The sequence below is a fragment of the Pseudomonas sp. MDT1-16 genome (assembly GCF_054898115.1).
This window is the reverse complement of sequence record NZ_CM142717.1, coordinates 1,724,481-1,750,815: the sequence shown is the minus strand read 5'-3', so window position 1 is coordinate 1,750,815 and position 26,335 is coordinate 1,724,481. Positions and strand designations below refer to the sequence as shown.

Annotated in this window: 28 protein-coding genes, 4 tRNA genes and 1 riboswitch; of the genes, 9 read left to right on the top strand and 23 right to left on the bottom strand. The window is 57.8% G+C overall.

The window, feature by feature from the left end; genetic code table 11:
* Positions 1-20: 20 nt before the first annotated feature.
* The 5 genes from flgD to ACYZT3_RS07865 all read right to left on the bottom strand — a co-directional run bounded on the left by flgD (position 21) and on the right by ACYZT3_RS07865 (position 3,660).
* On the bottom strand, positions 21-749 hold the full coding sequence (gene flgD / locus ACYZT3_RS07885) for a flagellar hook assembly protein FlgD (RefSeq protein WP_462031823.1): 729 nt from the start codon (positions 747-749) through the stop codon (positions 21-23).
* A gap of 15 nt (positions 750-764) precedes the next feature.
* Positions 765-1,208, bottom strand: a complete 444-nt coding sequence (gene flgC / locus ACYZT3_RS07880; RefSeq protein ID WP_282375622.1) for a flagellar basal body rod protein FlgC — start codon at positions 1,206-1,208, stop codon at positions 765-767.
* 3 nt (positions 1,209-1,211) lie between these two features.
* Positions 1,212-1,619, bottom strand: coding sequence for a flagellar basal body rod protein FlgB (gene flgB, locus ACYZT3_RS07875; protein ID WP_282375620.1), 408 nt, complete (start codon positions 1,617-1,619; stop codon positions 1,212-1,214).
* A 234-nt stretch (positions 1,620-1,853) separates the two neighbouring features.
* Complete coding sequence (cheR, locus tag ACYZT3_RS07870) at positions 1,854-2,681, bottom strand: protein-glutamate O-methyltransferase CheR (protein WP_008147958.1); 828 nt, start codon at positions 2,679-2,681, stop codon at positions 1,854-1,856.
* A gap of 46 nt (positions 2,682-2,727) precedes the next feature.
* Entirely contained in the window at positions 2,728-3,660 is a 933-nt protein-coding gene (locus ACYZT3_RS07865) for a chemotaxis protein CheV (protein WP_282375618.1), read from the bottom strand.
* Between the two features lie 82 nt (positions 3,661-3,742).
* Between ACYZT3_RS07865 and flgA the strand changes: the two genes are divergently transcribed.
* From flgA to ACYZT3_RS07845, 4 genes are all read left to right on the top strand, one after another.
* On the top strand, positions 3,743-4,504 hold the full coding sequence (gene flgA / locus ACYZT3_RS07860; RefSeq protein ID WP_282375617.1) for a flagellar basal body P-ring formation chaperone FlgA: 762 nt from the start codon (positions 3,743-3,745) through the stop codon (positions 4,502-4,504).
* Between the two features lie 151 nt (positions 4,505-4,655).
* Entirely contained in the window at positions 4,656-4,982 is a 327-nt protein-coding gene (gene flgM, locus ACYZT3_RS07855; RefSeq protein ID WP_282375616.1) for a flagellar biosynthesis anti-sigma factor FlgM, read from the top strand.
* A gap of 48 nt (positions 4,983-5,030) precedes the next feature.
* Complete coding sequence (locus ACYZT3_RS07850) at positions 5,031-5,498, top strand: flagella synthesis protein FlgN (protein WP_282375615.1); 468 nt, start codon at positions 5,031-5,033, stop codon at positions 5,496-5,498.
* A gap of 92 nt (positions 5,499-5,590) precedes the next feature.
* Complete coding sequence (locus tag ACYZT3_RS07845) at positions 5,591-6,337, top strand: flagellar brake protein (RefSeq protein ID WP_282375614.1); 747 nt, start codon at positions 5,591-5,593, stop codon at positions 6,335-6,337.
* A 65-nt stretch (positions 6,338-6,402) separates the two neighbouring features.
* Here the strand turns inward: ACYZT3_RS07845 and ACYZT3_RS07840 are convergent, their stop codons facing one another.
* From ACYZT3_RS07840 to ACYZT3_RS07820, 5 genes are all read right to left on the bottom strand, one after another.
* Positions 6,403-7,803, bottom strand: coding sequence for an MFS transporter (locus tag ACYZT3_RS07840; RefSeq protein WP_462031822.1), 1,401 nt, complete (start codon positions 7,801-7,803; stop codon positions 6,403-6,405).
* A gap of 70 nt (positions 7,804-7,873) precedes the next feature.
* Positions 7,874-9,115 (bottom strand): glutamine synthetase family protein, encoded by a 1,242-nt coding sequence (locus ACYZT3_RS07835; protein ID WP_462032349.1) that lies wholly within the window; start codon positions 9,113-9,115, stop codon positions 7,874-7,876.
* 201 nt (positions 9,116-9,316) lie between these two features.
* Positions 9,317-10,009 carry a sensor histidine kinase gene (locus ACYZT3_RS07830; protein ID WP_282375611.1) on the bottom strand — a complete coding sequence of 231 codons (693 nt, stop codon included), beginning with the start codon at positions 10,007-10,009 and terminating at the stop codon, positions 9,317-9,319.
* The gene (locus ACYZT3_RS07825) at positions 10,006-11,610 is read right to left on the bottom strand and encodes a response regulator (RefSeq protein WP_282375609.1); all 1,605 of its coding nucleotides are present in this window, start codon (positions 11,608-11,610) and stop codon (positions 10,006-10,008) included. The genes ACYZT3_RS07830 and ACYZT3_RS07825 overlap by 4 nt, the downstream gene beginning before the upstream one ends.
* Positions 11,611-12,146: 536 nt before the next feature.
* A tRNA-Arg gene (locus ACYZT3_RS07820) sits at positions 12,147-12,223 on the bottom strand.
* Between the two features lie 295 nt (positions 12,224-12,518).
* Here ACYZT3_RS07820 and ACYZT3_RS07815 point away from each other — a divergent pair.
* Positions 12,519-12,752: a hypothetical protein gene (locus ACYZT3_RS07815; RefSeq protein ID WP_282375606.1), complete on the top strand. Its 234-nt coding sequence runs from the start codon at positions 12,519-12,521 to the stop codon at positions 12,750-12,752.
* Between the two features lie 22 nt (positions 12,753-12,774).
* Positions 12,775-12,954 (top strand): PA3371 family protein, encoded by a 180-nt coding sequence (locus ACYZT3_RS07810; protein WP_282375604.1) that lies wholly within the window; start codon positions 12,775-12,777, stop codon positions 12,952-12,954.
* Here the strand turns inward: ACYZT3_RS07810 and phnN are convergent.
* Positions 12,929-13,501 carry a phosphonate metabolism protein/1,5-bisphosphokinase (PRPP-forming) PhnN gene (gene phnN, locus ACYZT3_RS07805; RefSeq protein WP_282375602.1) on the bottom strand — a complete coding sequence of 191 codons (573 nt, stop codon included), beginning with the start codon at positions 13,499-13,501 and terminating at the stop codon, positions 12,929-12,931. The genes ACYZT3_RS07810 and phnN overlap by 26 nt on opposite strands.
* Before the next feature lie 121 nt (positions 13,502-13,622).
* Positions 13,623-13,778, bottom strand: coding sequence for a hypothetical protein (locus ACYZT3_RS07800; RefSeq protein WP_282375601.1), 156 nt, complete (start codon positions 13,776-13,778; stop codon positions 13,623-13,625).
* Positions 13,779-13,888: 110 nt separating this feature from the next.
* On the opposite strand from ACYZT3_RS07800, the gene ACYZT3_RS07795 reads away from it, so the two are divergent.
* Entirely contained in the window at positions 13,889-14,215 is a 327-nt protein-coding gene (locus tag ACYZT3_RS07795; RefSeq protein ID WP_023966649.1) for an Arc family DNA-binding protein, read from the top strand.
* A gap of 100 nt (positions 14,216-14,315) precedes the next feature.
* Here ACYZT3_RS07795 and mgtE read toward each other — a convergent pair whose 3' ends face one another.
* Entirely contained in the window at positions 14,316-15,758 is a 1,443-nt protein-coding gene (gene mgtE, locus ACYZT3_RS07790; protein WP_462031821.1) for a magnesium transporter, read from the bottom strand.
* 320 nt (positions 15,759-16,078) lie between these two features.
* On the opposite strand from mgtE, the gene ACYZT3_RS07785 reads away from it, so the two are divergent.
* Complete coding sequence (locus ACYZT3_RS07785) at positions 16,079-16,597, top strand: cell envelope protein SmpA (protein ID WP_462031820.1); 519 nt, start codon at positions 16,079-16,081, stop codon at positions 16,595-16,597.
* A 19-nt stretch (positions 16,598-16,616) separates the two neighbouring features.
* Here the strand turns inward: ACYZT3_RS07785 and ACYZT3_RS07780 are convergent.
* The 7 genes from ACYZT3_RS07780 to ltaE all read right to left on the bottom strand — a co-directional run bounded on the left by ACYZT3_RS07780 (position 16,617) and on the right by ltaE (position 22,579).
* Positions 16,617-16,693, bottom strand: a tRNA-Arg gene (locus tag ACYZT3_RS07780).
* 71 nt (positions 16,694-16,764) lie between these two features.
* Positions 16,765-16,841, bottom strand: a tRNA-Arg gene (locus ACYZT3_RS07775).
* Positions 16,842-16,948: 107 nt separating this feature from the next.
* A tRNA-Ser gene (locus tag ACYZT3_RS07770) sits at positions 16,949-17,039 on the bottom strand.
* Between the two features lie 62 nt (positions 17,040-17,101).
* A complete protein-coding gene (csrA, locus tag ACYZT3_RS07765; protein ID WP_002554426.1) occupies positions 17,102-17,290 on the bottom strand; it encodes a carbon storage regulator CsrA in 189 nt (62 codons plus the stop codon).
* A gap of 186 nt (positions 17,291-17,476) precedes the next feature.
* Entirely contained in the window at positions 17,477-18,718 is a 1,242-nt protein-coding gene (locus tag ACYZT3_RS07760) for an aspartate kinase (protein WP_129437628.1), read from the bottom strand.
* 91 nt (positions 18,719-18,809) lie between these two features.
* Positions 18,810-21,428: an alanine--tRNA ligase gene (alaS, locus tag ACYZT3_RS07755; protein WP_282375595.1), complete on the bottom strand. Its 2,619-nt coding sequence runs from the start codon at positions 21,426-21,428 to the stop codon at positions 18,810-18,812.
* A 146-nt stretch (positions 21,429-21,574) separates the two neighbouring features.
* Complete coding sequence (gene ltaE, locus ACYZT3_RS07750; RefSeq protein ID WP_462031819.1) at positions 21,575-22,579, bottom strand: low-specificity L-threonine aldolase; 1,005 nt, start codon at positions 22,577-22,579, stop codon at positions 21,575-21,577.
* Between the two features lie 195 nt (positions 22,580-22,774).
* A riboswitch (FMN riboswitch) is annotated at positions 22,775-22,945 on the top strand.
* Positions 22,946-23,047: 102 nt separating this feature from the next.
* Between ltaE and ACYZT3_RS07745 the strand changes: the two genes are divergently transcribed.
* Positions 23,048-23,557, top strand: coding sequence for a 6,7-dimethyl-8-ribityllumazine synthase (locus tag ACYZT3_RS07745; protein WP_462031818.1), 510 nt, complete (start codon positions 23,048-23,050; stop codon positions 23,555-23,557).
* 68 nt (positions 23,558-23,625) lie between these two features.
* On the opposite strand, the gene astE is transcribed toward ACYZT3_RS07745, so the two are convergent.
* From astE to astB, 3 genes are read right to left on the bottom strand one after another with little or no spacing between them, the layout of a single operon-like run.
* Complete coding sequence (gene astE / locus ACYZT3_RS07740; RefSeq protein WP_462031817.1) at positions 23,626-24,636, bottom strand: succinylglutamate desuccinylase; 1,011 nt, start codon at positions 24,634-24,636, stop codon at positions 23,626-23,628.
* A gap of 12 nt (positions 24,637-24,648) precedes the next feature.
* A complete protein-coding gene (locus tag ACYZT3_RS07735) occupies positions 24,649-24,936 on the bottom strand; it encodes a hypothetical protein (RefSeq protein ID WP_033056735.1) in 288 nt (95 codons plus the stop codon).
* Between the two features lie 18 nt (positions 24,937-24,954).
* Positions 24,955-26,301, bottom strand: coding sequence for an N-succinylarginine dihydrolase (gene astB / locus ACYZT3_RS07730; RefSeq protein WP_282375585.1), 1,347 nt, complete (start codon positions 26,299-26,301; stop codon positions 24,955-24,957).
* Positions 26,302-26,335: the final 34 nt, after the last annotated feature.

The window sequence follows — 26,335 nt, the reverse complement described above, 5'->3', positions numbered from 1 at the left end:
TTGTGCCGTGTTAGCCGGCTCTACATACCAATGGTTTTAACTTTGGACAGGGCGATGCTGCCCAGCCCGGCCAGATTGAGCATCAACTCACCGCCGGTCTGGCTGATGGTCACGCTGTTGACCGTTGCTGGCAGGTTGGTGATCAGCGATACCGCCTTGCTATCGATGGTCGTCGATGCCGCGAAGGTGTAAGTGCCCGACGCCAGGGCTTTACCCGCAGAGTCCTTGCCGTCCCAGATGAAGCTGGAATTGCCGGTTGCCTGAGCCCCTAGATCGATGGTGCGAACAAGCTTGCCCTCCGCGTCCGTGATCTTCACCGTAACTCCCGCCACCGACGCCGGGAGCACGACCTCACCGCTAAACGACTTCGAGGTATCGACCACGGCTTTGCTTCCCGGTGCGATGACCGAGCGCCCCACCAGCGACGAGGCTTGCAACGCCTGCGACGAGCTGTTGCTGGCGGCAATTTTGCTCACGCTGGTGTTGAGCGTAGTGATCCCTTCCAGACTACTGAACTGCGCCAACTGAGCCACGAACTCACCGTTGTCCTGCGGTTCGAGCGGGTTCTGGTTTTTCAGCTGGGTCACCAGCAGTTGCAGGAACGCGTCCTTGCCCAGGGACTGCTTGCCGGTGGCGCTGTTCGTCGCGGACGCCAGGCCATCGGCACTGGTGTTGGTCTTGGTCTTGACCGAAGAGTTGGCCAAGATGTCTTTGAGGCTAGGGCCACTGGTGGTATCGGTAATACTCATCTGAGTCGCCCCTTATCACTGACCGAGGGTCAGGACCTTCTGCATCATGGTTTTGGCGGTGTTCATCATTTCGGCGTTGGTCTGGAACGAGCGGCTCGCGGAAATCATGTCAGCCATTTCTTCCACCACGTTGACGTTCGGGTAGTAGACGTAGCCCTTGCCGTCGGCCGCCGGATGGTTCGGCTCGTAGCGCGCCTCAAGGTTGCTCTGGTCTTCGACTACGCCAAGCACTTGCACACCTTGACCGGCCGCGTCCTGGCTCTGGAACAGCGAATCGCTGCCGCCGCTCTGGCCGCCCTGGAACATGGTGGCAAATACCGGGTGCCGTGCACGGTAGGTCTGGTCGATGCTCGAGGAGACGGTCTCGGCGTTGGCGATGTTACTGGCGACGGTGTTCAAGCGAGTGGTCTGGGCACTCATGCCGCTACCGGCAATGTTGAAAACACTGGATAGAGACATGGCTTACTCTCCGCGCAGGGCTGATACCAGCCCTTTGAATTTGCTGTTGAGCAGGGTGAAGCTGGCCTGGAAGCCGACGGCGTTTTCCGCGTAGTTCGACTGCTCAAGCTGGGCGTCCACGGTGTTCTGGTCGATCGACGGTTGCATCGGCGTGCGATACAGCAGCGACTCGTCGCCATTGCCCAGTCCTTCGGCTTCGATATGACGGTTGTTGGTCATGTTCAAGGCGAAAGTGCCGCTCTTGGTCTTCTCATTCTGCTCGGCGAGCACTTTCGAGAAGTCCAGATCCCGAGCCTTGTAGTTCGGGGTGTCGGCATTGGCGATGTTGTTGGCCAGGACTTCGGCACGCTGAGCGCGGTAGCCCAGGGCTTGTTCGTGGATACCGAGCGCTTTATCGAAGCTGATGCTCATGTCGGGAAACCTTCGGGTGACCTGATTTTTCGTAACAGAGACATAGCAAGCGGCGTGCCAATTCAAAAAAGGCCGTAAACCGGGGCTATGCGGGCAGTGGCAACGTGGCAATGCCAGAAAAGCGGCAACCGATTTCCGCCGCCTGCCGCTTTTCTGCCGCTCGCCTCCCAAAAATCGCAGGCAAAAAAAAACGGGAGCCCCTGAGGACTCCCGTTTTTTTATACCGTCAACGAATCACTTCGCCTGGTAAATGATCCCCGGGCTGCATTGGACCATTTGGTAATGGTCCGGCAAACCGTTCAGCGCCTCGGAAGCACCGAGGAACAGATAACCGCCTGGCTTCAACGTGCTGTGAATGCGCAACAGGATGTCCTTCTTCACCTCGGCGGAGAAGTAGATCAGCACGTTGCGGCAGAACACGATGTCGAACTTGCCGAGGCTCGCGTAGCTGTCCAGCAGGTTGAACGAGCGAAACTCCACCCGGCTCTTGATCGGCGCCTTGATGGCCCAGCGCCCCGGCCCTTTCGGGTCGAAGTAACGCTGAAGGCGCTCGGGCGACAGACCACGGCCGATGGCCAGGCTGTCGTACTCGCCGGTCTTGCAGTTGGTCAGCATGGTGCCGGACAGGTCGGTGGCAACGATTTGCACGCCCATCTTCAACTGGCCCATGTTCACGCGCTCGAACTCATCGATCGACATCGACAGCGAATACGGTTCCTGACCCGACGAACACGCCGCCGACCAGATCCGCAGACGCTGGCCAGGGGCGGCCTTGATCGCGGCGGGCAGCACCTTGTTCTTCAAGACTTCAAACGGATAGGTGTCACGAAACCACAGGGTTTCGTTGGTGGTCATGGCATCCACCACCATCTCGCGCAAACCGCTGCGTGGCTGGGTCTGGATGCGCTGGACCAGCTCACCCAGGGACTTGATGCCTTGCTGTTCCATCAGTTTGTTGAGACGGCTCGAGACCAGGTATTGCTTGTTTTCACCGAGCAAAATGCCACAGGCTTTTTCCAGGAAGACCCGGAACTGTTCAAAATCCAAATTACCCGTAGACAAAGATGCCGCCTCTTAAATCGTGTTAACCGCCAGGGGCAGAAGGCCCCTAGCTGATGTCTGCTGCTTTGATCCGGTTGACTACCCGGGATGCCAGGTCATCAGGACGGAATTTGGCAAGGAAGTCATCGGCACCGACCTTCTTGACCATCGCCTGATTGAATACACCCGACAACGAAGTATGCAGGATGATGTGAAGCTTTTGCATGCGAGGGTCGCTGCGGATCTCGGCCGTGAGGGTGTACCCGTCCATCTCCGGCATCTCGATGTCGGAAATCATCATCAGGAACTCCTCTTCCGGCTTCTTGCCCTCGTCGACCAGCTTGCGCAGGTAATCCAGCGCTTGCCGACCGTCGTTCAACGCCACCACTTCGACACCGACCGTCTGCAGGCAACGGGTCACCTGCTTGCGCGCCACCGACGAGTCATCGACCGTCAAAACCCGCAAGGACAACGCCTTGTGCTGAGTCTCGACATCCACCACGCCAACCGAAATCGCTTCCGGTGTCGGCGCCACTTCTGCCAGCACTTTCTCGACGTCGATGATTTCGACTAACTGATTGTCGACCCGAGTCACAGCCGTCAGGTAATGGTCGCGTCCCGTGCCCTTGGGTGGCGGATGAATCTCCTCCCAATTCATGTTGACGATGCGTTCTACCGATCGCACCAGGAAACCCTGGGTCTTGGTGTTGTACTCCGTGATAATCACGAAGGGATTGCTTTGATCTTTCAGCGCACCGGAACCGGTCGCCATCGCCAGATCAAGAATCGGAATGGTCGCCCCCCGAATACTTGCCACACCGCACACGACAGGACTGGATTTTGGCATCAGCGTCAGTTTGGGGCATTGCAGCACCTCCCGAACCTTGAACACGTTGATCCCATACAGCTGCTGGCCGTCAAGACGGAACAACAACAGCTCAAGGCGATTTTGCCCTACCAGTTGCGTGCGCTGGTTTACCGCATCCATTACACCAGCCATGCACAGACTCCTACACCAACGCTTAAGTGTGTTGCGACGCGCATTCATCACTAAACGGCACGGCGCTTGCTTTTTAACTCTTATGAACACAGAACCGACATTTTTCCGACGCCTGACATCAAATGCCCGCACATTAATGTGCGCGATGTCGGCCGTTTGCCTGTTCAACGCTGGCAGCCCTGCCCTTGCTGACGCGGTTACCTTGCCTGACATGCTTATCGGCGTCACTCAGGGCTTTCTTGAATTCACCGTAGAAGACTATCTGGCGACCAGTCAAACGCAAGGCCGTTACGAGATCGAGGTCAACCAGCTCGATCCACGCCTGCGCATGCCCATGTGCGACAAGGAATTGACAGCGACCCTGGAGAGCCCGGCCAAGCCATTAGGCCGCGTCACGGTCAAAGTTCGCTGCGAGGGCGCGTCGCCCTGGACCGTCTTCGTACCCGCTCAAGTGCACCTGTTTCGCGACATTGTGACCACCACCCGCCCGCTGCGACGCGCCGGTATCGTCGAGCCCGACGATGTGACCTTGCGCGAGCGCGACATCAGCCTTATCAACCAGGGTTACCTGACTTCTGTCGACCAGGCGATCGGGCAGAAACTTACCCGACCAATGGTCGCCGATCAGGTCATGACCCTGGTGCACATGGAACAGGCAGAAGTCATCAGTAAGGGCGACCAGGTGGTGATTACCGCCCGCAGCGGTACGCTCAGCGTGCGCATGCCGGGCGAAGCGCTGTCCAACGGCGGCTTGCGCGAACAGATTCGGGTGAAAAACCTCAACTCCCAGCGGGTCATCAAGGCGCAAGTCACCGCGCCCGGCCAAGTGGAAGTGGCCATGTAGAACACTGGCGCGCCGCTCGACTGTTCCTTAAACTGTGCCCCATGCAGGGCAAGCGCTGACGCGCGCAAGCTCATTGATAACGGGGCCTAAAGTTTTTCCGGGTATGGCCGAAAACATGGCAAGCGTCCAAATACCCAGAGGTTTTTTTATCATGGTCATCGATTTCAGCCGTTTAAACAGTTCCCCGTCACTTACCGGCAGTACACGGACCAGCGCCGCGAAGGAAACCGCCGAAGCTGGCAAATCCGCACCGCTGAATACCCCGGCCGAGCAGGTCAGTACCGCTAAAAGCGGGGAATCGGTACATCTCAGCAATGAGGCTCAACAGTTGCAGAAGGTCACTGACAAGCTGCGCGATCAGCCTGCCGTCGACAACGCCCGCGTGGCCGAGTTGAAAGCAGCGATTGCCGATGGCAGCTACAAAGTCGACAGCAACCGTGTAGCCAGCAAACTGCTCAACTTCGAAGCCCAGCGCTAGGCCAAGGCCCGCGCCAGGCTTTTGGACGCTTAAAACCCAAGGCCAGCCATGCACGACTCTAATTTACTGCAACTGATCACTGACGATTTCGCTCCAGCACAGCATTTGCTGGCGTTACTGCAAGCCGAGTCCCTCGCCTTGCACGGTCGTGACATGCCACTGCTGGAAGAAATTCTGGCGCAGAAACAGGCATTGATCATTTTGCTCGATCAGCATGGCCGCAAGCGCAGTGAAATCCTCGCCAGCCTCAAACTGCCGACCAACCGCAACGGCCTGGAGCAACTCGCCAGCCATTCGAGCATTGGCGATCAGTTACTGGAGCGGAGCGATGTGCTGACCGATCTTCTGGCGCAGTGCCAGGCGGCCAACATCAAGAATGGCCAGTCGATTCTGGTGCAACAGGCCGCGACGGCCAATCAGCTGAAAATCCTCAACGGCGGCGAGCCGCCAGCGCTCTATGATGCACGCGGATCAACCTCCATGCTTGCGAAGCCGCGCGCGCTCAGTCAGGCTTGAGCCTGCCGAAAAGCACGCACTATCAAGACGCGAAACATGCTGGCAAACTAATGGCCAGCCGTAGTCATATTTTGTCTGGAGATCGATGAACCGTGTTCAATGCCTTAAGCGCGGAAGATGCTCCGCAGCCACCCAAGGTGCTCACCACGCCTCTGGAGATCTCCGGCAACCTGCGTCAGCTGCAAGACAGCCATGATCCGCTGATCATCACGTTCCATGAGCGCAGCCAGCGCTTCCAGAGTTATCTGGTAGACATCGACCGTGACAGCAACATGATTGCCCTGGACGAAATGATTCCCCGCGACGGTGAACGTTTCCTGCTGGCAGGCGAACCGTTCAAGGTAGAAGGCTTTCACGACGGCGTACGTATTGCCTGGGAAAGCAACGGTCCGTTGACCATCGACGAATCCGATGGTGCTCGCTGCTACCGTGGGCCCCTGCCCTCCGAGGTGGTTTACCATCAGCGCCGTAATGCATTCCGCGCGGCATTGAAGCTGGCACAACTGGTCAACGTCGATCTGGGCGGAGAAAAACTCAAGTCGCCGATCAGTGGCAAGCTCCTGGACATCTCGGCCACCGGCTGCAAGTTGCGCTTCGAAGGCGACATCACGGGCAGCCTGCAACTGGGTCAGGTCTATGACCGCTTCACCGCCGCCCTGCCCTTTGGCAACATGACGGCTCCGGTCGAATTGCGTTATCTGCACTTCGAAGAAAGGATCTCCACCACCTTCGCCGGCGTACGCTTTCACAACATGAGCGGGCTGGTGCAGCGCCAGGTCGAGCGGTTCGTCTATCAGCTTCAGCGCGAAGCACGGCGCTTCGACAAAGACGACATGTAATACGACGTTTCAATAGAAAACGGGCAGTCCCTTGCGGCGACTGCCCGTTTTTTTATGCGTTGGATCTAAGGCCTGGCCTCGGTAAAACTTTGCTCGCGACCCGCGTTAGGGTCTTCGGGCGGTGGATCGGTTTCGGGCTCTGGCTCTGGCTCTGGCTCTGGCTCTGGCTCTGGCTCTGGTTCAGGTTCAGGTTCAGGATTGATCGGGTTCTGCATCTGGTCCTGCACCACCTGTTCATCGACACGCGGGTCAAGGCAAGCCACCAACGGTGAACTCGACATGCTGTCCGGCATGGCGACGTGATGCAGCGGTGCATCGTCCACCTGATGCAGGTTGGTCACCGCTTTCGGGCGAATCCGCCACACCAGCACCAACGCGAAGAAACTGAAGAAGGCATAGAGCATGTGACTGCCGAACATTTTCATCAGTACCCCGGCCACCAGCGGCCCGATACTGGCACCGACACCGTAGGTCACCAACAGCATCGCCGTCAGGGACACCCGCCGATCACCCTCGACGTGGTCGTTGGAAAACGCCACCGCCAATGGATACAGGCAGAACTGCACCAACGAACAGAAGAACCCGGCAATAAACAGCACCTCCAGCGGCACTTGCTTGATGATCGCCAGTGGCAATGCAGCCAGCGCCAGGCTAAATGCAAAACAGCGGATCAACAGTGCCCGGTCATAACGATCGGACAGCCAACCCAGCGGCCACTGCACCACCAGACCGGCGAAAATGCAGCTACCCATGAACAGACCGACCTGCTCCGTGGACAAGCCTTGCTGCGAGGCGTACAGCGGCGCCAGGCCGTAAAACGAACCGACGATCAGCCCTGCCCCAAGCACCGTGCTCAACGATTGCGGCACGCGCTTGATAAAAAACCGCGGCTCCATCGGCGCGGGGTGCAACGCCGCCGGGTGAATCCGCTGGGTCAGGGCCACCGGCACCAGACACAGGGCAAAGCAAAGAGCGACCAACATCAACAGTTCCAAGCCCAGCGCCGGGTGCATGACCAGGATCAATTGACCCAACACCAGCCCCAGGTACGAGGCGATCATGTAGCCGCTGAAAACGATGCCACGTTGCTTGGCTTCGGCCTGCTCATTGAGCCAGCTTTCGATGACCATGTACTGGCACATCATCCCGAGGCCGACGATGACCCGGAGGAAGATCCAGGCAGGCAACCAGTCGACCAGGCCATGGCCCAGCACCGCCGCGCCGACAATCCCGGCGCAGACTGAATAAGCTCGGATATGCCCGACCCGGGCAATCAGCCGATGGCCGATCTTGCCGCCCAGCACCAGGCCGAAATAGTTGGCTGCCATCAACGCCCCGACCCACAGGCTGTCGACATGGTCGGCGGCCAGGCGCAAGGCCAGGTAAGTACTCAACAGGCCAGAGCCGATCAACATCATCAGCGAGGCAAAATAAAGCGCTCGAAAGGGTTTCCAGATTTGGCGCATCGGCGTTCCGAGCGGCTCCTTGCAGTGAGAATCGGGCTACCCGAAAAGATAGCCCGAAGACGATGGAACGTCAGGCCTGAGCAGCCAGGATACGGCGCTCCCAGGGAGTAATTTCATCAAAGAAGCTGGTCAACTCCATGGTCTTCGAAGCGACGTAGCCTTCGATGAACTCCTTGCCAAACAGTTCCTTCGCCAATTGACTACGTTTCAGACGCTCAATAGCGGCATGCAAGGTACACGGCAACGAAAGATTGTCCGGCACTTCAAATTCGCCCTGGATCGCCTCGCTCGGCTCCAGTTTGTGTTCAATGCCATACAACCCTGCGGCAAGACTGGCGGCGATCGCCAGATACGGATTTGCATCGGCCCCTGGCAAGCGGTTCTCGACCCGACGAGCGGCTGGGGAGCTGGCCGGAATACGCAAACCGGCCGCACGGTTGTCGTGGGACCAACAGGCATTATTCGGCGATGCGAAGGGATGGCACAAGCGCTGGTAAGAGTTCACGTTCGGCGCGAACAACGCGGTGAAATCCGCCATGCCGGCCTGCTGACCCGCGATGAAATGGCGGAACGCTGCGGTTGGCTCACCGGCCTGGTCGCTGAACACGTTACGCCCGCTGCCGATCTCGACGATGCTCTGGTGAATATGCATCGAACTGCCCGGCGTGTGTGCCAGGGGTTTGGCCATGCAGACCACGGTCAGGCCATGCTTGAGCGCAACTTCTTTAAGTAAATGTTTGAACAGGAAGGTCTGGTCGGCCAACAGCAGCGGGTCGCCGTGCAGCAGGTTGATCTCAAACTGGCTGACGCCCATCTCGTGCATGAAGGTATCGCGCGGCAAGCCCAGGGCCGCCATGCATACGTAGACTTCACTGAAGAATGGCCGCAAGCCGTTATTGGAACTGACACTGAACGCCGAAAGACCGTCCTCGCGACGACCGTCCAGGCCCAGCGGCGGCTGGAACGGTTGAGTGGGGTCGGTGTTGGGCGCAAACACAAAGAATTCCAGCTCGGTCGCCACTACCGGCGCCAGGCCGAGGGCCGCATAACGCGCGATCACGGCTTTGAGTTGGCCGCGGGTCGACAGAGACGAGCTTTCGCCGCTCAGCTCGTCCGCATCGCAAATGGCGAAAGCTCGTGGCTGTTTGCTCCAGGGCAAGCGATGGATCTGTGCGGGATCGGGCACCAGCGCCAGGTCGCCATCATCGCTTCCATAAAAGCGCGCAGGCGGATATCCGCCCATGATGCATTGCAGCAGCACCCCCCGTGCCATCTGCAAACGCCGCCCCTCGAGAAAGCCTTCGGCGGTCATTACCTTGCCGCGCGGTACGCCATTCAAGTCCGGCGTGACACATTCAATCTCATCAATGCCCGTCAATCGCTCCGCGAGTGAACAATGGCCATCGGTTGTCATGACGCAATCCTTTTTGTTACGCAAGCCGCGAACGGCGACCCGTACAAAATAGGCTCCGCCTGTTTGGAATATCAAGCAGCGGCCAACAAAAAGAACCGGTCAGGGCAGATAGAGGTTGAACACTCCACCACCCAGCGGACCACCATTGCTGATTTCGGTGCGTCCGCCCACGCCATTGCGCTGATGAAGTGCGGCAATCCGCCCGGCAAAGTACAGGCCCAGGCCAGTGCTTCCGCTGCTGTGGTTGATGCCCTGCACGTAATCGGCCTGACGCTCGATCATCTCGGGAGGATAACCCTCGCCATCGTCGTTGACGGTCAGCACCAATTGCCCGGCTTCATCGCTGACGCTGACCAACACCGCGTGGCGGGCGTAACGAATGGCATTGTTAATGCTGTTGGCCAGCACCGAAGCAATCAGCTCCCGGTCGAAGAAGCCCAGCGGGCTCAACGGGTCCACTTCATAGGTCGCCATAATGCCGCGACTGGCGAACACTTCTTGGTGCGCTGCCAATTGCGCTTCGATGAAGTCATCCAGCTCATGGTAGGCCGGTTGCAATGGCATCTGGTTGACGCCGAGTTTGTACAGACCCAGCAACTGCACCAGCATGCCGTTGAGGTGGGCGAACTCGAAGTCGATGACGCCCTGCTCCGGAGTGTGCTGCTGCGGATCCGGCAAGCGCGCCAGCCATTGACTGTGGGCCTGCATCAACATGGCCAGGGAGTTCTTCATGTCGTGCACGGTGGAGGCAATCACCGTGGAAAAATCGAGTGCCTGTTCGCGGTCGCTCATTCGCCAAACGCCTTGCTTCGCAGCTTCTGATAACGGGAATAACGCGCATCGGTATCGGGCATCAGGCCGACCATTTTCAGGCAGGCCCGACATTCCTCCAGCTCCGCCGAAGGAGCACTGGTGTCGGTGCCGTGCAGCAGCGACTGCGCCATGTTCAGCGCGATACTGATGTTCTTCGGCTGCATCGCCAAGGCTTTGCGGAACACCTGCCGCGCTTCCACCAGGTTGCCGGTCTTGTATACCCGCACGCCCTGACGGTTGAGGTCGGCAGCGGCGTTGCCGGAATTGAGAATACTCGGATCGTCGGTCAACTTGGCGATGCCCTTCATCACCGCCGGGTCGTCGCCGTAGATTTCCGCACAGTTTTTCAGCATCGAGGCACCGGCGCTGGCCTGCCCGAGCATTTGCAGTTGCTTGGCCACCAGCAGCGCCGCTTCGGCACTCATGAACTGCTCCATGCCATCGAGGCGCATCATTGCCTGCTCGGTAAGCTTCTCGGCGGTTTCGGCATCGTTAAGCAGCAGGCTGGTGGCTTTCATCAGCCGCGCACGAATCTGCAGACCAGGATCGGTAGGGTTTTCCTTGGCCACCGCACTCAGCGTCGTGTTGATTTCCAGCCGGGTCCGGGTATCCAGGCCTTTTTCGCTGCCTTTGCTGATCAAAGCGTGGGCCAGGCCCAGGTTGCTCTCCGCATCCTTGAAACGTGACTGCGCGCCCTGCGCCACGGCCTGACGATAGGCTTTGGCGGCGGTTTCAAAATCTTCGTTGGCCATCGCCAACTTGCCCAGCAGCGCTTGCCGGCGCACCGCCAGCGGCGACAATCGGATCGCCTCTTCCAGCACGTTTTGGGCAGCCCTGGTGTCTCCTTCAGCGATCAGCACATCGGCCATGCCGTCGTAGAGCGCCGGCATCATCGGGAACACTTTCAGGGCTTTTTCGTAGACGCCCTTGGACTGACTGGCCTGGCCGCGCTTGAACAGCAATTTGCCCAGACCGGCAAACGCCCACGGCAAAGGCCGATCAGCAATGATGCTGTTGTAGAGACGCTCCAGCGCTTCGTTCTGATTCAGGTCGCGCAGGGCATCGGCGCGATAGCGCAGGCACAACGGCGAGTAGCGGATGTCTTGCTTGCACAGGGCGATGCAGGCATTGAGCACTTCAACCGGTTTGCCCCGGTCGAGGGCTTGCAGGATCGGCTTGAGCAACGTCTTGCGTTGCTCTAGCCGCTCCAGACGTTGAGCCAGGCCGGAACGGTTGAACGGTTTGGTCAGGTACGCATCGGGTTCGTGTTCCAACGCACTGAGCACCATTGCCTGACTGGTCTCTGCGGTGACCATGACGAACACGGCTTCATGACTGATCAGCTTCTCGATCATCAGGTCTTCAAGCACCTGCTGACCGTTCTTCTTGCCATCGCCCAAGTGAAAGTCCTGCAGGATGAAATCGTAGGCCTTCTGCGAACACATACGCAGCGCCTGTTCTCCGGTGTCGGCAGTGTCGACATCCTTGACGCCCAGCTCGCGCAGCATGGACCTGACGGAACTGCGGAAATCCGAGAAATCATCGACGATCAAAAAACGCTTTTGGTGATACGACAGCATCGAAGCTTTCCAGGCAATTTAAGAAGAAGACCATGACTGTTCGGGTTATCGGCCAGTAGTGGCGTTCCCTTAAGAAGTCATGCCGCTCAGTACGCGCTAAATATTTGAAGGTTTACTGTTGGGCGACATGCTGATCGGCGTGACCAATTGCTTCCGTGATCGAGAAGCCCTCAAGGCCCTGGAGTGAGATGTCGTGCCTGAGCCGCTCCTTGTGATCAGCCCACAAATCGAGGGATCGCCCTTCGTTGAGCGCATCAGTGTCAGCATGCCCCCTTGGCGGTCAGATACTCCTCCCAGCATCGTCAGATGCTGAACCCAGAACTTTGCGCCTCTTCGTCGCATCAATTTCACTCCATAAGGCGTGTCTGGAGCAAGGCACAGCAATGACAGACTTTCCCTGTAGATCGTCGGGTGATAGCGCGTAAAAAAGCCCCGCCGGAAAATCGCCCGGCGGGGCTCTTATTTGCCGCTTGGTGCTACCTGCTGACGCGGAGTAAATGCCCTGTCAGACAGGTGACCAAAGAGGCTTGGATTAATGGTGTCCCAGGGCAGGTTCGAACTGCCAACCTTCCCCTTAGGAGGGGGATGCTCTATCCAATTGAGCTACTGAGACACAGGTCGACCACGAAGAAAACGCGGTGCAATGGACGGCGTGCATGTTAACGGGCAGGCCTGCTTTTGTCATGTCGTCCTTTGGGCTTTTTCAGTGTAGGCACACGCCTTGGCGGAGCGTGGCTTTGTTTACCGTGCAAATTGCATCACCTCAAAAAAGCCATCATTGCAAAATGCAATGCAGTCACCTCGAACAAATAACTTAATTCGTTGTTTTTAAAGGATTTAATTGCCGTCAGACTCTTGGCATGCGGGCTGCTTGAGTCGTTCTCCACAGAACAACGGAGGCCTGCCTAATGAACAGCGCCCTTTTACTCTCGAACGCGATTACCCTGGCGACTCTGTTGGGCTTTCATTTTGTCCCCGAGAGCGGTGTTGAGTCAGTTGCCCAACGCATGCCGCATTACCTTCAACTGCAAAAAGCGCCTCAATTGGCGGTAATGAGCGATGAGCGCAGCTTTGTCAGCCAAGAGGTGAGCCAGGAGGGCATCCTGCTGCCAGCTCAGTCTTCCGAACGTTTGGTATTTTGAATCACCCCATCAGGAGCACCGCATGTCCAAATCCGCCGCTGGATTTTTCATCCTCGCCTTACTGAGCGGCATTCTTCATTTGTCAGTAGTACAGGACACTGTCATTACGTTGCCCCTGATCGCCAGCGGCGTATTCGGTGCGCTGTTTGTGCTGGCACTGATTGCCGGGCGCAAGATCAAGTTCGATCCGGTACTGCGTTAACCCTCAACAGGTTCAGCAGATTGGCAACTGTGGTGGACAGTTCGCCTGAATTGTCGAGTCGATGGATCTGAGTGCCACCAATTGAACCCTCTGCCGTGAATAACCCATTGCGATGGAGCCTTGCCTCAATCTCCTCAAGACTCTCGCGACCACGGCGCAACAGTCGTTCTCGCAGGACTTGATCCTTGACCGTCAACAGAACCGGCAACAGCGTTGGATACCGGTGCAGCGCCTCAGCCAGATGGCCGCGGGAGCCGTTGACGAGGACATGTCGGCCGTCATTGAGCCATTGATCTATTTCGATCGGAATACCGTAATCCAGGCCATTCGCGTTCCAGAACAGCGCGAAATCACCCTCGACTCTGTGTCGTTCGAACGCTTCCCGGGAAACTCCGATCGCATCCTCACCCACTGATTCGGCCGACCGCGTGATGAACCGACGCACCACTCCACAATTGCGCACCTGCAAAGGCTCTCGAGCGGCTTCGATGAGGCTGTCCTTGCCGGACCCAGAAGGCCCCATCAAGTAAATCAGCCTGCCATCCATCCTGAAATAGCCTCCCACTGCATGTCTGCCCCTAGTAAATCGGCCATATGCCACTATCCTGTACAAAGTAAGGAACACTGATCGAATCCGCACAGCATGCACCTTCAGGCGTCTTCGGACATCACCTGTCGACCAGGAGGATGCGGTCAGTCAAACGGACTAGAGCAAACTTTTCAAACCAGCCCGCATTTCTGATAATGGGTGCTGGCATAAAGCCTTTATCCAGTTCAATATTTGTCACAGAATTGACGCCAATGAACTGGCTGCGTTGAGGCATGATGCGAGCCTCTATCAATTCAGGTTGAACATTTGGCCAGAGTGCTTGTCCTAACAGACATCCTGCGGCCAATCCCGAGAACCGCTCCCCTGAACTAACCGGTTAAATATATGCGCCCATTGAAACAGGCAATTTATTCCAGCCGTACGGCTGACAAGTTCGTCGTACGTCTGCCAGACGGAATGCGTGAACGCATTGCCGAGGTGGCTCGCAATCATCATCGCAGCATGAACTCCGAAATCATCGCGCGCCTTGAGCAGAGCCTTATTCAGGAAGGCGCGTTGGGCGAAGAATTGAGTATGCGTCTGGACAGCCCGGAGCTGTCATTGCACGAACGTGAACTGCTGCAACGCTTCCGCCAACTCTCCCACCGTCAGCAGAACGCTCTTGTCTCGCTGATTGCGCATGATACCGAAATGGCCGCAGACGCTTCCTGATTCATTCCGAATGCTCAAGCCAGCTTAATCGCTGGCTTTTTTTTGCCTGAAATTCGGGCATAAAAAACCCGCCAATTGGCGGGTTTTTAACGTCAGCACGTCAGAGCAGGAAGATTGTCGCCAGCCCGAGAAAGATGAAAAATCCGCCGCTGTCCGTCATGGCGGTGATCATCACACTGGCGCCCATCGCAGGATCGCGCCCCAGCCGCGCCAGGGTCATGGGAATCAACACTCCCGCCAATGCCGCCAGCAACAGGTTAAGCGTCATGGCGGCCGTCATCACCACACCCAGAGACCAACTGCCATACAGCAGGTAGGCGACCACGCCGATCACACCGCCCCAGACCAGGCCATTGATCAGACCTACCGCCAATTCCTTGCGCATCAGGCGCGAAGTATTGCCGGTGCTGACCTGATCCAGCGCCATGGCCCGAACGATCATGGTGATCGTCTGGTTACCCGAGTTGCCACCGATACCGGCCACGATCGGCATCAATGCCGCCAGCGCCACCAGCTTCTCGATGGAGCCTTCGAAAAGACCGATCACCCGGGATGCGATAAACGCGGTAATCAGGTTCACGGCCAACCAGGCCCAACGGTTACGCAGGGATTTCCAGACTGACGCAAAAATATCTTCTTCTTCGCGCAGACCCGCCATGTTGAGAACTTCGTTTTCGCTCTCTTCACGAATCAGGTCGACCATTTCATCGATGGTCAGACGACCGATCAGCTTGCCGTTCTTGTCGACTACGGGCGCCGAGACCAAGTCGTAACGCTCGAACGCCTGAGCCGCGTCATAGGCGTCTTCGTCCGGGTGAAAACTCACCGGGTCGCTGGCCATGACTTCAGCAACCTGTTTTTCCGGGTCATTTACCAGCAATCGCTTGATTGGCAACACGCCCTTGAGGACACCGTCGTAATCGACCACGAACAATTTGTCCGTGTGGCTCGGCAGCTCCTTGAGGCGGCGCAGGTAACGCAAAACCACTTCGAGACTGACGTCCTCACGGATCGTCACCATCTCGAAGTCCATCAGCGCACCGACCTGATCCTCGTCGTAGGACAACGCAGAGCGTACGCGCTCACGCTGTTGACCATCGAGGGTTTCCATCAGCTCGTGGACGACGTCTCGCGGTAGCTCGGAGGCCAGGTCAGCAAGTTCGTCGGCGTCCATGTCCTTGGCCGCAGCCAGGAGCTCGTGATCGTCCATGTCAGCGATCAGCGTTTCACGAACCGAATCGGATACTTCGAGCAGAATGTCGCCGTCGCGATCGGCCTTGACCAATTGCCAGAGCGTCAGACGATCGTTCAGCGGCAAGGCTTCAAGGATGTAGGCGACGTCGGCGGAGTGCAAATCATCGAGCTTGCGTTGCAACTCGACGAGGTTTTGCCGGTGAACCAGGTTCTCGACCCGGTCGTGATGCGGACCTTCCTGGCGATGAGTCAGGTCTTCGACCACTCGCTGACGCTGCAGCAGCTCAACAACTTGAGCGAGGCGGTCCTGCAAGCTTTCCTGCGTTTTCTTTACTTCAACTTCAGACATAGGCGAACTCCACTCCCAGCAGCGGGGCACGCCGGAAGGATCAATCAGTCAATTCATGATTGGAAAAAAGGGATGCTGAGTAACTACTGGGTAAGTCCATGGAGGTATTCCACAAGCCCCGGCGGGGCTGACGGGCGCAATGATACACCGCCCGACGGTTTTAATCGTTAAAAAATCGTGGCTGAAACAAGCGCTTGCAAGACAAACTTGAGCGCTGTCCTGATCCGTCAAATTGCGACGACTCATCCTGAAAAGAAAACACACCACAGCCGAAAAATGTAGCGACTACCCTTGAGATGGACCGTCATGGAGGACGTTTAATGCCATCGAATGCACATTATTTTTTTTTGATCGCCCTGCTCTGCCCGTCGCCCTGGGCGCTGGCCACGACCGTTCACCGCTGCGAAGCGGCCAACGGGCGCATTACCTTCACTACGTTGAGCTGTGCGGCCGGAGACAGCCTTTCGCTTCAGGATGTGCGCACCTTCACGCCAGGCAGCACAACCGCTCTCATGCCGGAAGCCGAGATTCGTGAAACATCAGGCATGAAAATCAAAAGGAGAGATCCGACTGTCGTCGGCCGGACCGAGGACAAATGTGGAAACCTGATCAGCGCCAGGGAACGCCGCGAAGCCATCATCAATCAGCGGGTTGTCGCTGGCATGAGTCAGCAGGACGTCGAGAGCGCCCTTGGCAAGCCAGACAAGATCAGTATTCGCAATTCAGCGACGAGCTACCGTTACGACACCAGGCGAGGTCGTAGCGCACACGTCGAGTTCGATGAGAAAGGATGCACCAAAGGAAAAGCCAAATCCCAGACGGCAAAAAGCCCGCGTTAAACGCGGGCTTTTTGGTGTTTGGTGCACTCGACAGGATTCGAACCTGTGACCGCTCGGTTCGTAGCCGAGTACTCTATCCAGCTGAGCTACGAGTGCATTTGTGTTTTTATCCCAGATCACAACTGGCTGAAGCAAAGTCATTCGCATTACTGCAAACAACTCTTAAATGGTGCACTCGACAGGATTCGAACCTGTGACCGCTCGGTTCGTAGCCGAGTACTCTATCCAGCTGAGCTACGAGTGCATTTGTTGCCGCGCATTATAGGCCGTCTAATCTCTATGTAAAGCACTTTTTCTAGTAATTTCAAACACTTACCGAAGAAGCTAGATTACAACGTACTACGCAAATAATGGCGGAGAACGGGGGATTCGAACCCCCGACACCCTTTTGAGGTGTACTCCCTTAGCAGGGGAGCGCCTTCGGCCACTCGGCCAGCTCTCCGCAACACGGGGCGTATATTAACCAGCTTCTTCCCCGTTTGCAAACATAAAAAACGATAAAAATTAATGGCTTGGTTCTTCGTCCTTCTCTTTCTTTATACGCAGGTAAATTTCTTCACGGTGGACAGCAACCTCTTTCGGGGCGTTGACACCGATACGCACTTGATTTCCTTTAACGCCGAGCACGGTCACGGTGATTTCGCCATCACCAATAATCAGGCTTTCTGCGCACCGACGAGTCAGAATCAGCATACCTTTCTCCTCACGCATTTCATTTCAGGGACAACAGTCTGCAAAAAAAAGGCACTCGACCTACAACCGGAACGATCGCAGCCCTACACGCCTGAGTATTGACTAGCGCGAGCAAAAGAACAGCCTCGGGTCGCACCATTCAAAAAACAAAAGGGCGCGGTCAGACCACGCCCTTCGGTAAACGCATCACTCGCCCTGTCGGGCCGGTGCGTCCAGTTCGAAAGCCGTGTGCAGAGCGCGCACAGCCAGTTCCAGGTACTTCTCTTCGATCACTACAGAGACTTTGATCTCCGAAGTCGAGATCATCTGGATGTTGATGCTCTCCTTGGCCAGGGATTCGAACATGCGGCTGGCCACGCCTGCGTGGGAGCGCATGCCCACACCGACGATCGACACCTTGGCAATCTTGATATCGCCAACGACTTCACGGGCACCGATCTCGCGAGCGGTGTTTTCCAGCACGGTTTGCGCTGCCTGGAAGTCATTGCGGTGCACGGTGAAGGTGAAGTCGGTGGTGTTATCGTGCGCAACATTCTGCACGATCATATCCACTTCGATGTTCGCGGCACTGATCGGGCCGAGAATCTTGAATGCAACGCCCGGGGTGTCTGGCACGCCACGGATGGTCAGCTTGGCTTCATCGCGGTTGAAAGCGATGCCGGAAATGATCGGCTGTTCCATGGTTTCCTCTTCATCAATAGTAATGAGGGTGCCCGGACCCTCCTTGAAGCTGTGCAGTACGCGCAGCGGAACGTTGTACTTACCGGCGAATTCCACCGCACGGATCTGCAACACCTTGGAACCGAGGCTGGCCATTTCCAGCATCTCTTCGAAGGTAATCTTGTCCAGGCGCTGAGCCACGGACACCACACGCGGGTCGGTGGTGTAGACGCCGTCGACATCGGTGTAGATCTGGCATTCGTCAGCCTTCAAGGCTGCCGCCAGTGCCACACCCGTGGTGTCGGAACCGCCACGACCGAGGGTAGTAATGTTGCCGTGTTCGTCGACGCCCTGGAAGCCGGCGACAACAACCACACGACCGGCCTTCAGGTCACCCCGAATCTTCTGTTCATCAATCTGCAAGATACGCGCTTTGTTATGAGCGCTGTCCGTCAGAATCCGCACCTGACTGCCTGTGTAAGACACCGCTGGCACGCCGCGCTTGATCAGCGCCATGGCCAACAGCGCAATCGTTACCTGCTCACCGGTGGAGACGATCACATCCAGCTCACGAGGAACCGGTTGGCCGTCGCCACTGATTTGCTTGGCCAGATCGATCAGACGGTTGGTTTCGCCGCTCATTGCAGACAGCACAACCACCAGGTCATCGCCGGCCTCGCGGAATTTCTTAACCTTGTCGGCGACCTGCTCGATTCTCTCGACAGTGCCGACCGAGGTGCCTCCAAATTTCTGTACGATCAAAGCCATTTCAAAGCCGCCTCTGCCCATGAAGGGCGCCCAAATAATCACTCAAACAGCGTTAAGGCCCGCCACTAGACTGCGGGCCGGACACACTGCCTTATAAACCCTGCTCTACAAATGGAACAGTCAGGGCCAATGCCGCATCCAGTGCGCCAGCGTCTACACCACCGCCCTGCGCCATGTCTGGACGACCACCGCCCTTCCCGCCCACTGCTGCAGCGGCTTGCTTCATCAAATCACCGGCTTTGAGTTGGCCAGTCAGGTCTTTGGTTACGCCTGCAACCAGAACGACCTTTTCCTCATGGACACTGCCGAGCAGGATCACTGCGCGGCCGAGTTTGTTTTTCAGTTGATCGACCAGCGCCAGCAGCGCCTTGCCGTCCTGACCGTCCAGACGCACGGCCAGCACTTTCACGCCTTTGACGTCCAGGGCGGAAGCCGACAGATCGTCGCCTGCTGCGCTGGCTGCCTTGGCCTGCAACTGCTCGAGTTGCTTTTCCAGCAGACGGTTGCGCTCCAGCACAGCCGACAGCTTGTCGATCAGGTTGTCGCGGCTACCCTTGACCAGGTTGGCCGCTTCCTTGAGTTGTTCTTCAGCAGCGTTCAAGTATGCCAGCGCCGCGGCGCCGGTGACCGCTTCGATACGACGCACGCCGGAAGCCACACCGCCTTCGCTGATGATTTTCAGCAGACCGATGTCGCCGGTACGGCTGGCGTGGATACCACCGCACAGCTCGACGGAGAAATCACTGCCCATGCTCAGTACGCGCACGCTGTCGCCGTACTTCTCGCCGAACAGCGCCATGGCGCCCTTCTGCTTGGCGGTTTCGATATCGGTTTCTTCGGTTTCAACGGCGGAGTTCTTGCGAATCTCGGCGTTGACGATGTCTTCCAGCGCCTTCAACTGCTCAGGCTTGATGGCTTCGAAGTGGCTGAAGTCAAAGCGCAGCCGCTGACTGTCGACCAACGAGCCTTTCTGCTGAACGTGCTCGCCCAGCACCTGACGCAATGCCGCATGCAGCAAGTGAGTCGCCGAGTGGTTCAACGAAGTCGCGTGACGCACTTCAGCATCAACATGCGTCTCCACCGGCGCACCAATCATCAGGCTGCCCGACGCCAGCACACCGTGATGCAGGAACGCACCGCCAGTCTTGGTGGTATCGCGCACGTCGAAACGGCTGTTGCCGGCCTGCAGATACCCGCAGTCACCGATCTGGCCGCCGGACTCAGCATAGAACGGGGTCTGATTGAGAACGACCACACCCTCTTCACCTTCACTGAGTACGTCGACCGACTGGCCCTCTTTATAGATAGCGACAATTTTGGCCGAACCGCTGGTGGCCTTGTAGCCGGTGAACTCGGTCGCCACGTCAACCTTGACCAGCGTGTTGTAGTCCAGGCCGAACGAGCTGGCCGAACGCGCCCGCACACGCTGGGCTTCCATTTCGCGCTCGAAGCCGGCTTCGTCGACCGTCAGGTTGCGTTCGCGAGCGATGTCAGCGGTCAAGTCCATCGGGAAACCGTAGGTGTCATACAGTTTGAACACCACGTCGCCCGGCACTACGGTGCCTTTAAGTTCCAGCAGATCCTGCTCGAGAATCTTCAGGCCGTGCTCCAGGGTCTTGGAGAACTGCTCTTCTTCGGCCTTGAGCACGCGCTCGATACTGGCCTGTTGCTGCTTGAGTTCCGGGAACGCTTCGCCCATCTCGGCAACCAGCGCCGCGACGATCTTGTAGAAGAAGCTACCGGTCGCGCCCAGCTTGTTACCGTGACGGCACGCACGACGAATGATCCGGCGCAGTACATAGCCGCGGCCTTCGTTGGACGGCAATACGCCGTCGGCAATCAGGAAACCGCACGAACGAATGTGGTCGGAGACAACCTTGAGCGAAGACTGGTCGTCGTTGCTGCAGCCAATCGCCTTGGCCGAAGCGCTCAGCAGGTTCTTGAACAGATCCACTTCATAGTTGGAGTGAACATGCTGCATCACCGCACTGATCCGCTCCAGACCCATGCCGGTGTCTACCGACGGCGCTGGCAGCGGATGCAATACGCCGTCGGCGGTACGGTTGAACTGCATGAATACGTTGTTCCAGATCTCGATGTAACGGTCGCCATCTTCTTCCGGCGAACCCGGTGGGCCGCCCCAGATGTGGTCGCCGTGATCGTAGAAAATCTCGGTGCAAGGGCCGCACGGGCCGGTATCGCCCATGGTCCAGAAGTTGTCGGACGCGTACGGCGCGCCCTTGTTGTCGCCGATGCGAATCATGCGCTCGACCGGCACACCGATTTCTTTGGTCCAGATGTCATAGGCCTCGTCATCCGAGGCATAGACCGTTACCCAGAGTTTTTCCTTGGGCAGTTTCAGGACACCGGTCAGGAAGGTCCAGGCGTAGGTGATCGCGTCGTGCTTGAAATAATCGCCGAAGCTGAAGTTACCCAGCATTTCGAAAAACGTGTGGTGACGAGCGGTATAACCGACGTTTTCCAAGTCACTGTTCTTGCCACCGGCGCGCACGCATTTCTGGCTGCTTGTTGCACGGGTGTACGCGCGCTTTTCCTGGCCCAGGAAGCAGTCCTTGAACTGGTTCATCCCCGCGTTAGTGAACAGCAGGGTTGGGTCGTTGCCCGGAATCAAAGAGCTGGAGGCTACACGGGTGTGGCCTTGCTCTTCGAAGAAGCGAAGGAAGGCTTCACGGATTTCTGCGCTTTTCATTAGGTTCTTCCACGGAGGCTGCGGCCAAAAGCCTGTGCGAAACGTCAACAGACGAGGCGACGGCAAAGGGCCGCATTATATCGGCGTTAGTGACTAGGTACAGTGTGTTTGTACGTTACAAACAGTCAATTGGACCGCTAACACGGTCAGTTGCGAGAAAAGTCGACAAATGTAGTGACGACCTGCCCGATTTGCGCACGACTGATGTCCATGTGCGTGACCATTCGCAGGCGCCCGGCAGCGCTGAGCTTGATTCCGCGATCCGCGGCAAATGCCTTGATGGCCTCGGCCTTGCCGCCCATCTGCACGTAAACCATGTTGGTCTGCACCGGCTCGACCTCGTAACCCGCGGCTCGCAGGCCTTCGGCCAGCCATTGGGCATTGGCGTGGTCGTCGGCCAGGCGCCGAACGTTGTTTTCCAAAGCATACAAGCCGGCTGCCGCCAGAATTCCGGCCTGGCGCATACCGCCGCCGACCATCTTGCGCAAACGCCGTGCCTTGCCGATCAACTCGGCCGAACCGCACAGCACCGAACCGATCGGCGCGCCCAGGCCCTTGGACAGACAGACCGAGACCGAATCGAAATACTGGGTGATCTCTCGAGCATCGACACCCAGCTTGACCGCCGCGTTGTACAGCCGCGCGCCGTCAAGGTGCAACGCCAGCCCGTGCTCACGGGTGAAACTGCGGGCCCGGGCCAGATACTCCAGCGGCAGGACTTTGCCCTGCATGGTGTTTTCCAGTGCCAGCAGACGGGTGCGGGCGAAGTGGAAGTCATCCGGTTTGATCGCGGCCGCGACGTGCGCCAGGTCCAGCGAACCATCCGCCTGCACTTCCAGTGGCTGCGGCTGGATCGAACCGAGCACCGCTGCACCACCGCCTTCATACTTATAAGTGTGAGCCTGCTGGCCGACGATGTACTCGTCACCGCGTTCGCAATGGGCCATCAAGCCCAGCAGATTGCTCATGGTGCCCGTCGGAACAAACAGCGCCGCCGCAAAACCCAACTGATCTGCAAGTTCGGCTTCGAGACGATTGACCGTCGGATCTTCACCGTAAACGTCATCACCGGTGGCGGCTGCGGCCATCGCGTCAAGCATCCCTGCGGTCGGTTGGGTGACGGTGTCGCTGCGAAGATCGATAACGCTCATGAATCTGGCCTCGGTTTGCAGGGGAAATCCCTTTCAGTAACGAATTACTGCGGTCATGCCGACGAATAATCAACCCTTGAGTAGGAAATGGCTTCCCGAACCGACGAAAAAATCGCTAGCAATCATCAAATAGCAGCGATGCACAAGTGAGAAATATGTGTTAAAAACGCTTCGCCGCCAAACAATCTGGCGGCAAAACGTTCTCAGGGCGGGGTGCAACTCCCCACCGGCGGTAATTGCGCGCAATGCGCATAGCCCGCGAGCGCTTGGCGACAGGCACGGCAATGGCTGTGATGGCGGCAAGGTCAGCAGACCCGGTGTGATCCCGGGGCCGACGGTCATAGTCCGGATGAAGAGAGAACGGGATTGGCGCCAAAGGGCCGTCCGCAGGCATTCGTGCGAGCGTGCGTACCCTTAAATCCCATTCGATTCATATGCCCTGTTTTTTACATAAACAGGAGTCAGAACATGCAACCCACCGCAATCGATAGCAAAAGTAAAAACCATCAGGGCGAGCGCGTTGCGTTCATCCAGGCCTGCTGGCACAAAGAAATCGTCGATCAGAGCCGTAAGGGCTTTGTGGTCGAAATGATTGCGCAGGGTTATCAGGAGTCGGAGATCGACTTCTTCGAAGTCGGCGGCGCCTTTGAAATTCCGCTGCACGCCAAGCTGCTGGCCAAGTCCGGTCGTTATGCCGGCATCGTCGCGGCGGGTCTGGTGGTCGACGGCGGGATCTACCGCCACGAATTCGTCGCCCAGTCGGTGATCAGCGGCCTGATGCAGGTCCAACTGGAAACCGAAGTGCCGGTATTCTCGGTAGTCCTGACCCCGCACCACTTCCATGCCGGCGAAGAACATCAGAAGTTCTTCTTCGAGCATTTCGTGCACAAAGGCCAGGAAGCAGCGAAGACGTGCGCGGATACGCTGCACAAGATGCGTGCATTGCGTCGTAGCGAACCGCGTGCGGTAGCCGTCTAAACAGCAAAACCTGTGGGAGCGAGCTTGCTCGCTCCCACATGGGTTTTATGTTGAGGCTGCGGTGTCTGTCAGGCCAGGTTTTCGTCGGTGGTCGGCACAATCAGGATCCCGGCGCGCAGGCCGTTTTTGACCTTGGGGTTCGGGAAGATGATCCGGGCACCCTCCTCCTCTATGATCCACCGGGTTTGGGCGATGTCTTCGGCCAGCAAATAGCCCACTTCCAACTCCGAAAAGTTCTCGATGTCCGCTGGCAGGTTCAGACGGAAGCTATCGCTGTGTTTGATGATTTCTCGCGCCACACTAAACAGCTGCAACCCGTCCAGCGCCTCTTCGGTCTGGGCCGGCTCGCTGCCTTCGATAATCTGTTTGAGGCGGGTTTCCAGCAGATCGACGTTGACCCCGTCGTTCTGCCCGAATGGCCGCGCCTTGCCCAGCTCCAGGGTAAAGGACTCGGCACCGAGCTTGTCGTAGGTGTAGGAACTGAAAACGATGGACGGCTTGTTCTGCAGCAGCACCGCTTCCATGCCGGCTGCACGCAGTCGCGCCAGTTCCAGGCGTGAATGCTGACGGCCTTCTTTCCAGGGATACAGTGCGAACTGCTCGATTTTCGAACCGCGAATGGCCGTGTGCAGGTCGTAGTGCAGACGATTACGGTCCGGCAAGCTGAAGAAGCTCGCCGCCAGCCGCTCCAGTTCACAAGCGCGCAGGGCTTCGGAGCCGCTGCTTTGTTCGTGACGGCCGTTGAACAACCGGTTGACGTCCTGCTCGATGAAACGCTCGCCTTTGCGAATCGCTTCCGGGTTGCCGAACAGGAACAGAATACGTGCGCGCGGTTTCAAGTCGCCGCGGGCGATGTCATGCAACAGGCGATCGAGCAATTCGATCGGCGCTGTTTCGTTGCCGTGGATGCCGGCCGATAGCAGCAGGTCCAGGCCTTGGTCGCTCGCTTGCGGTGGCCGGACTTCCAGCGCACCCTCGCTCAACCAGCGCATGCGTACGCCTTCGACAGTCAGTTGAGTCTTCTCCGCCGGTTCGCGGCCGGCGAGGGTCAGTTCAAGCAGTTTGCCGAGGGCGAGCATAGAGCGGTTTCCTTAGTGGTCGTGTGCGCAATCCGGGCCGTGCACGTGGTCTTCGTCACCGACTTCAGCCGGTTCCATTTCCAGTTGCAGACTTACCAGATTAGTCGCCAATGGGCGCAGCAGCAGGTTTGCGTACTCAGCGTCACCTTCTTCAACGTCCACGCCGATCAGCAGTTGGCCGCGGCCATCCTGCTGAATCCACAGCTCTTTGCCTTGCCACATGACCGCGACGCGGGTGCAGGAAGTTTCCAGTTGCGTGCCGTCGGTGTCTTCAAGGATCAGCTGCAGGGTATCGCTCATGTTTTACGCTCTCGACTTTCAATTGATCTGGAATGGATAAACCGCGCCCAGTTTAAGGATTTGCGTCAGTTCATCCAGTGCCGTCCGGCACTCAAGCAGCAACTGCGGGTCCGCGAGATCGTTTTCGGTCATGCGGTCGCGGTAGTGCTTGTCGACCCATTCGGTCAGCGTGCCGTACAACGGTGCCGTCATGATAACCCCTGAGTTGACGGCCGCCAGTTCGGTTTCGTTGAGCGCGACGCGCAGTCGCAGGCAAGCCGGGCCACCGCCGTTCTGCATGCTCTGCTTCAAATCGAACACTTTCACTTCGCCAATCAGCCCGCCGGAGCTGGTCAAACCTTGCAGGTACTGCCAGACACGCGCGTTGCCACGGCATTCTTCCGGCACGATCAACAGCATCGAGCCGTCAGGACGCGACAGCAGTTGGCTATTGAACAGGTAGGAACGAACGGCGTCTTCGACAGTTACCGCGGAACGAGGTACGCAGATCGACTGAAATTTCCCACCGACTTTGGCGAGTTTGCTTTGCAATTCAGCGAGCATCTGCTCGGTGTCGAGGAACGCATCCTCGTGATAGAACAGCACCTCGCCATTACCCACCGCGATCACATCGTTGTGGAACACGCCCTGATCGATCACCGAAGGGTTCTGCTGGGCGTAGACCACGCCGTCATCGCTCAAGCCGTGCAGGCGGACAACCGCCTGGGAGGCTTCGAGGGTCTGGCGGGCCGGGTATTTCTGCGGTGCCGGGTAACGGGTGTCGAACGCGCTGCGACCGAACACGAAGAACTCGACGCCAGCTTCGCCGTACTCACGGCAGAAACGGGTGTGGTTGGCTGCACCTTCGTCCCCGAACTGCGCCACGGCTGGCAATGCGGCGTGGTGTGCGAAGTGCTTCTGGTCAGCGAACATAGCCCCCAGCACGCGACTGGTGGTCGGGTGTTCGATGCTGCGGTGATATTTGCAGTTCAGGTTGGCCGCAGTGAAATGCACCCGGCCATCCGCGGTGTCGGCGCTCGGGCTGACGGTGGCGGCGTTGGCCACCCACATGCTCGATGCGGAGCAACTGGCAACCAGCAGCGGCATGGCTTCTTTGGCAGCTTGCTCGATCACCTGAGCGTCGGTGCCGCTGAAACCCAAGCGACGCAAGGCTGCCACGTCCGGGCGCTCCTGTGGTGCCAGCACGCCCTGCTGAAAGCCCATTTCCATCAGCGATTTCATTTTCGCCAGGCCTTGCAGCGCGGCTTCCTTCGGGTTCGAAGACTGCTGGCTGTTGCTCTGGGACGCGACATTGCCGTAGGACAGGCCGCCGTAGTTATGGGTCGGCCCCACTAGACCGTCAAAATTGACTTCATAGGATTTCATCAGCGAGGCTCCACGAGAATCTGTTGTTATAGGC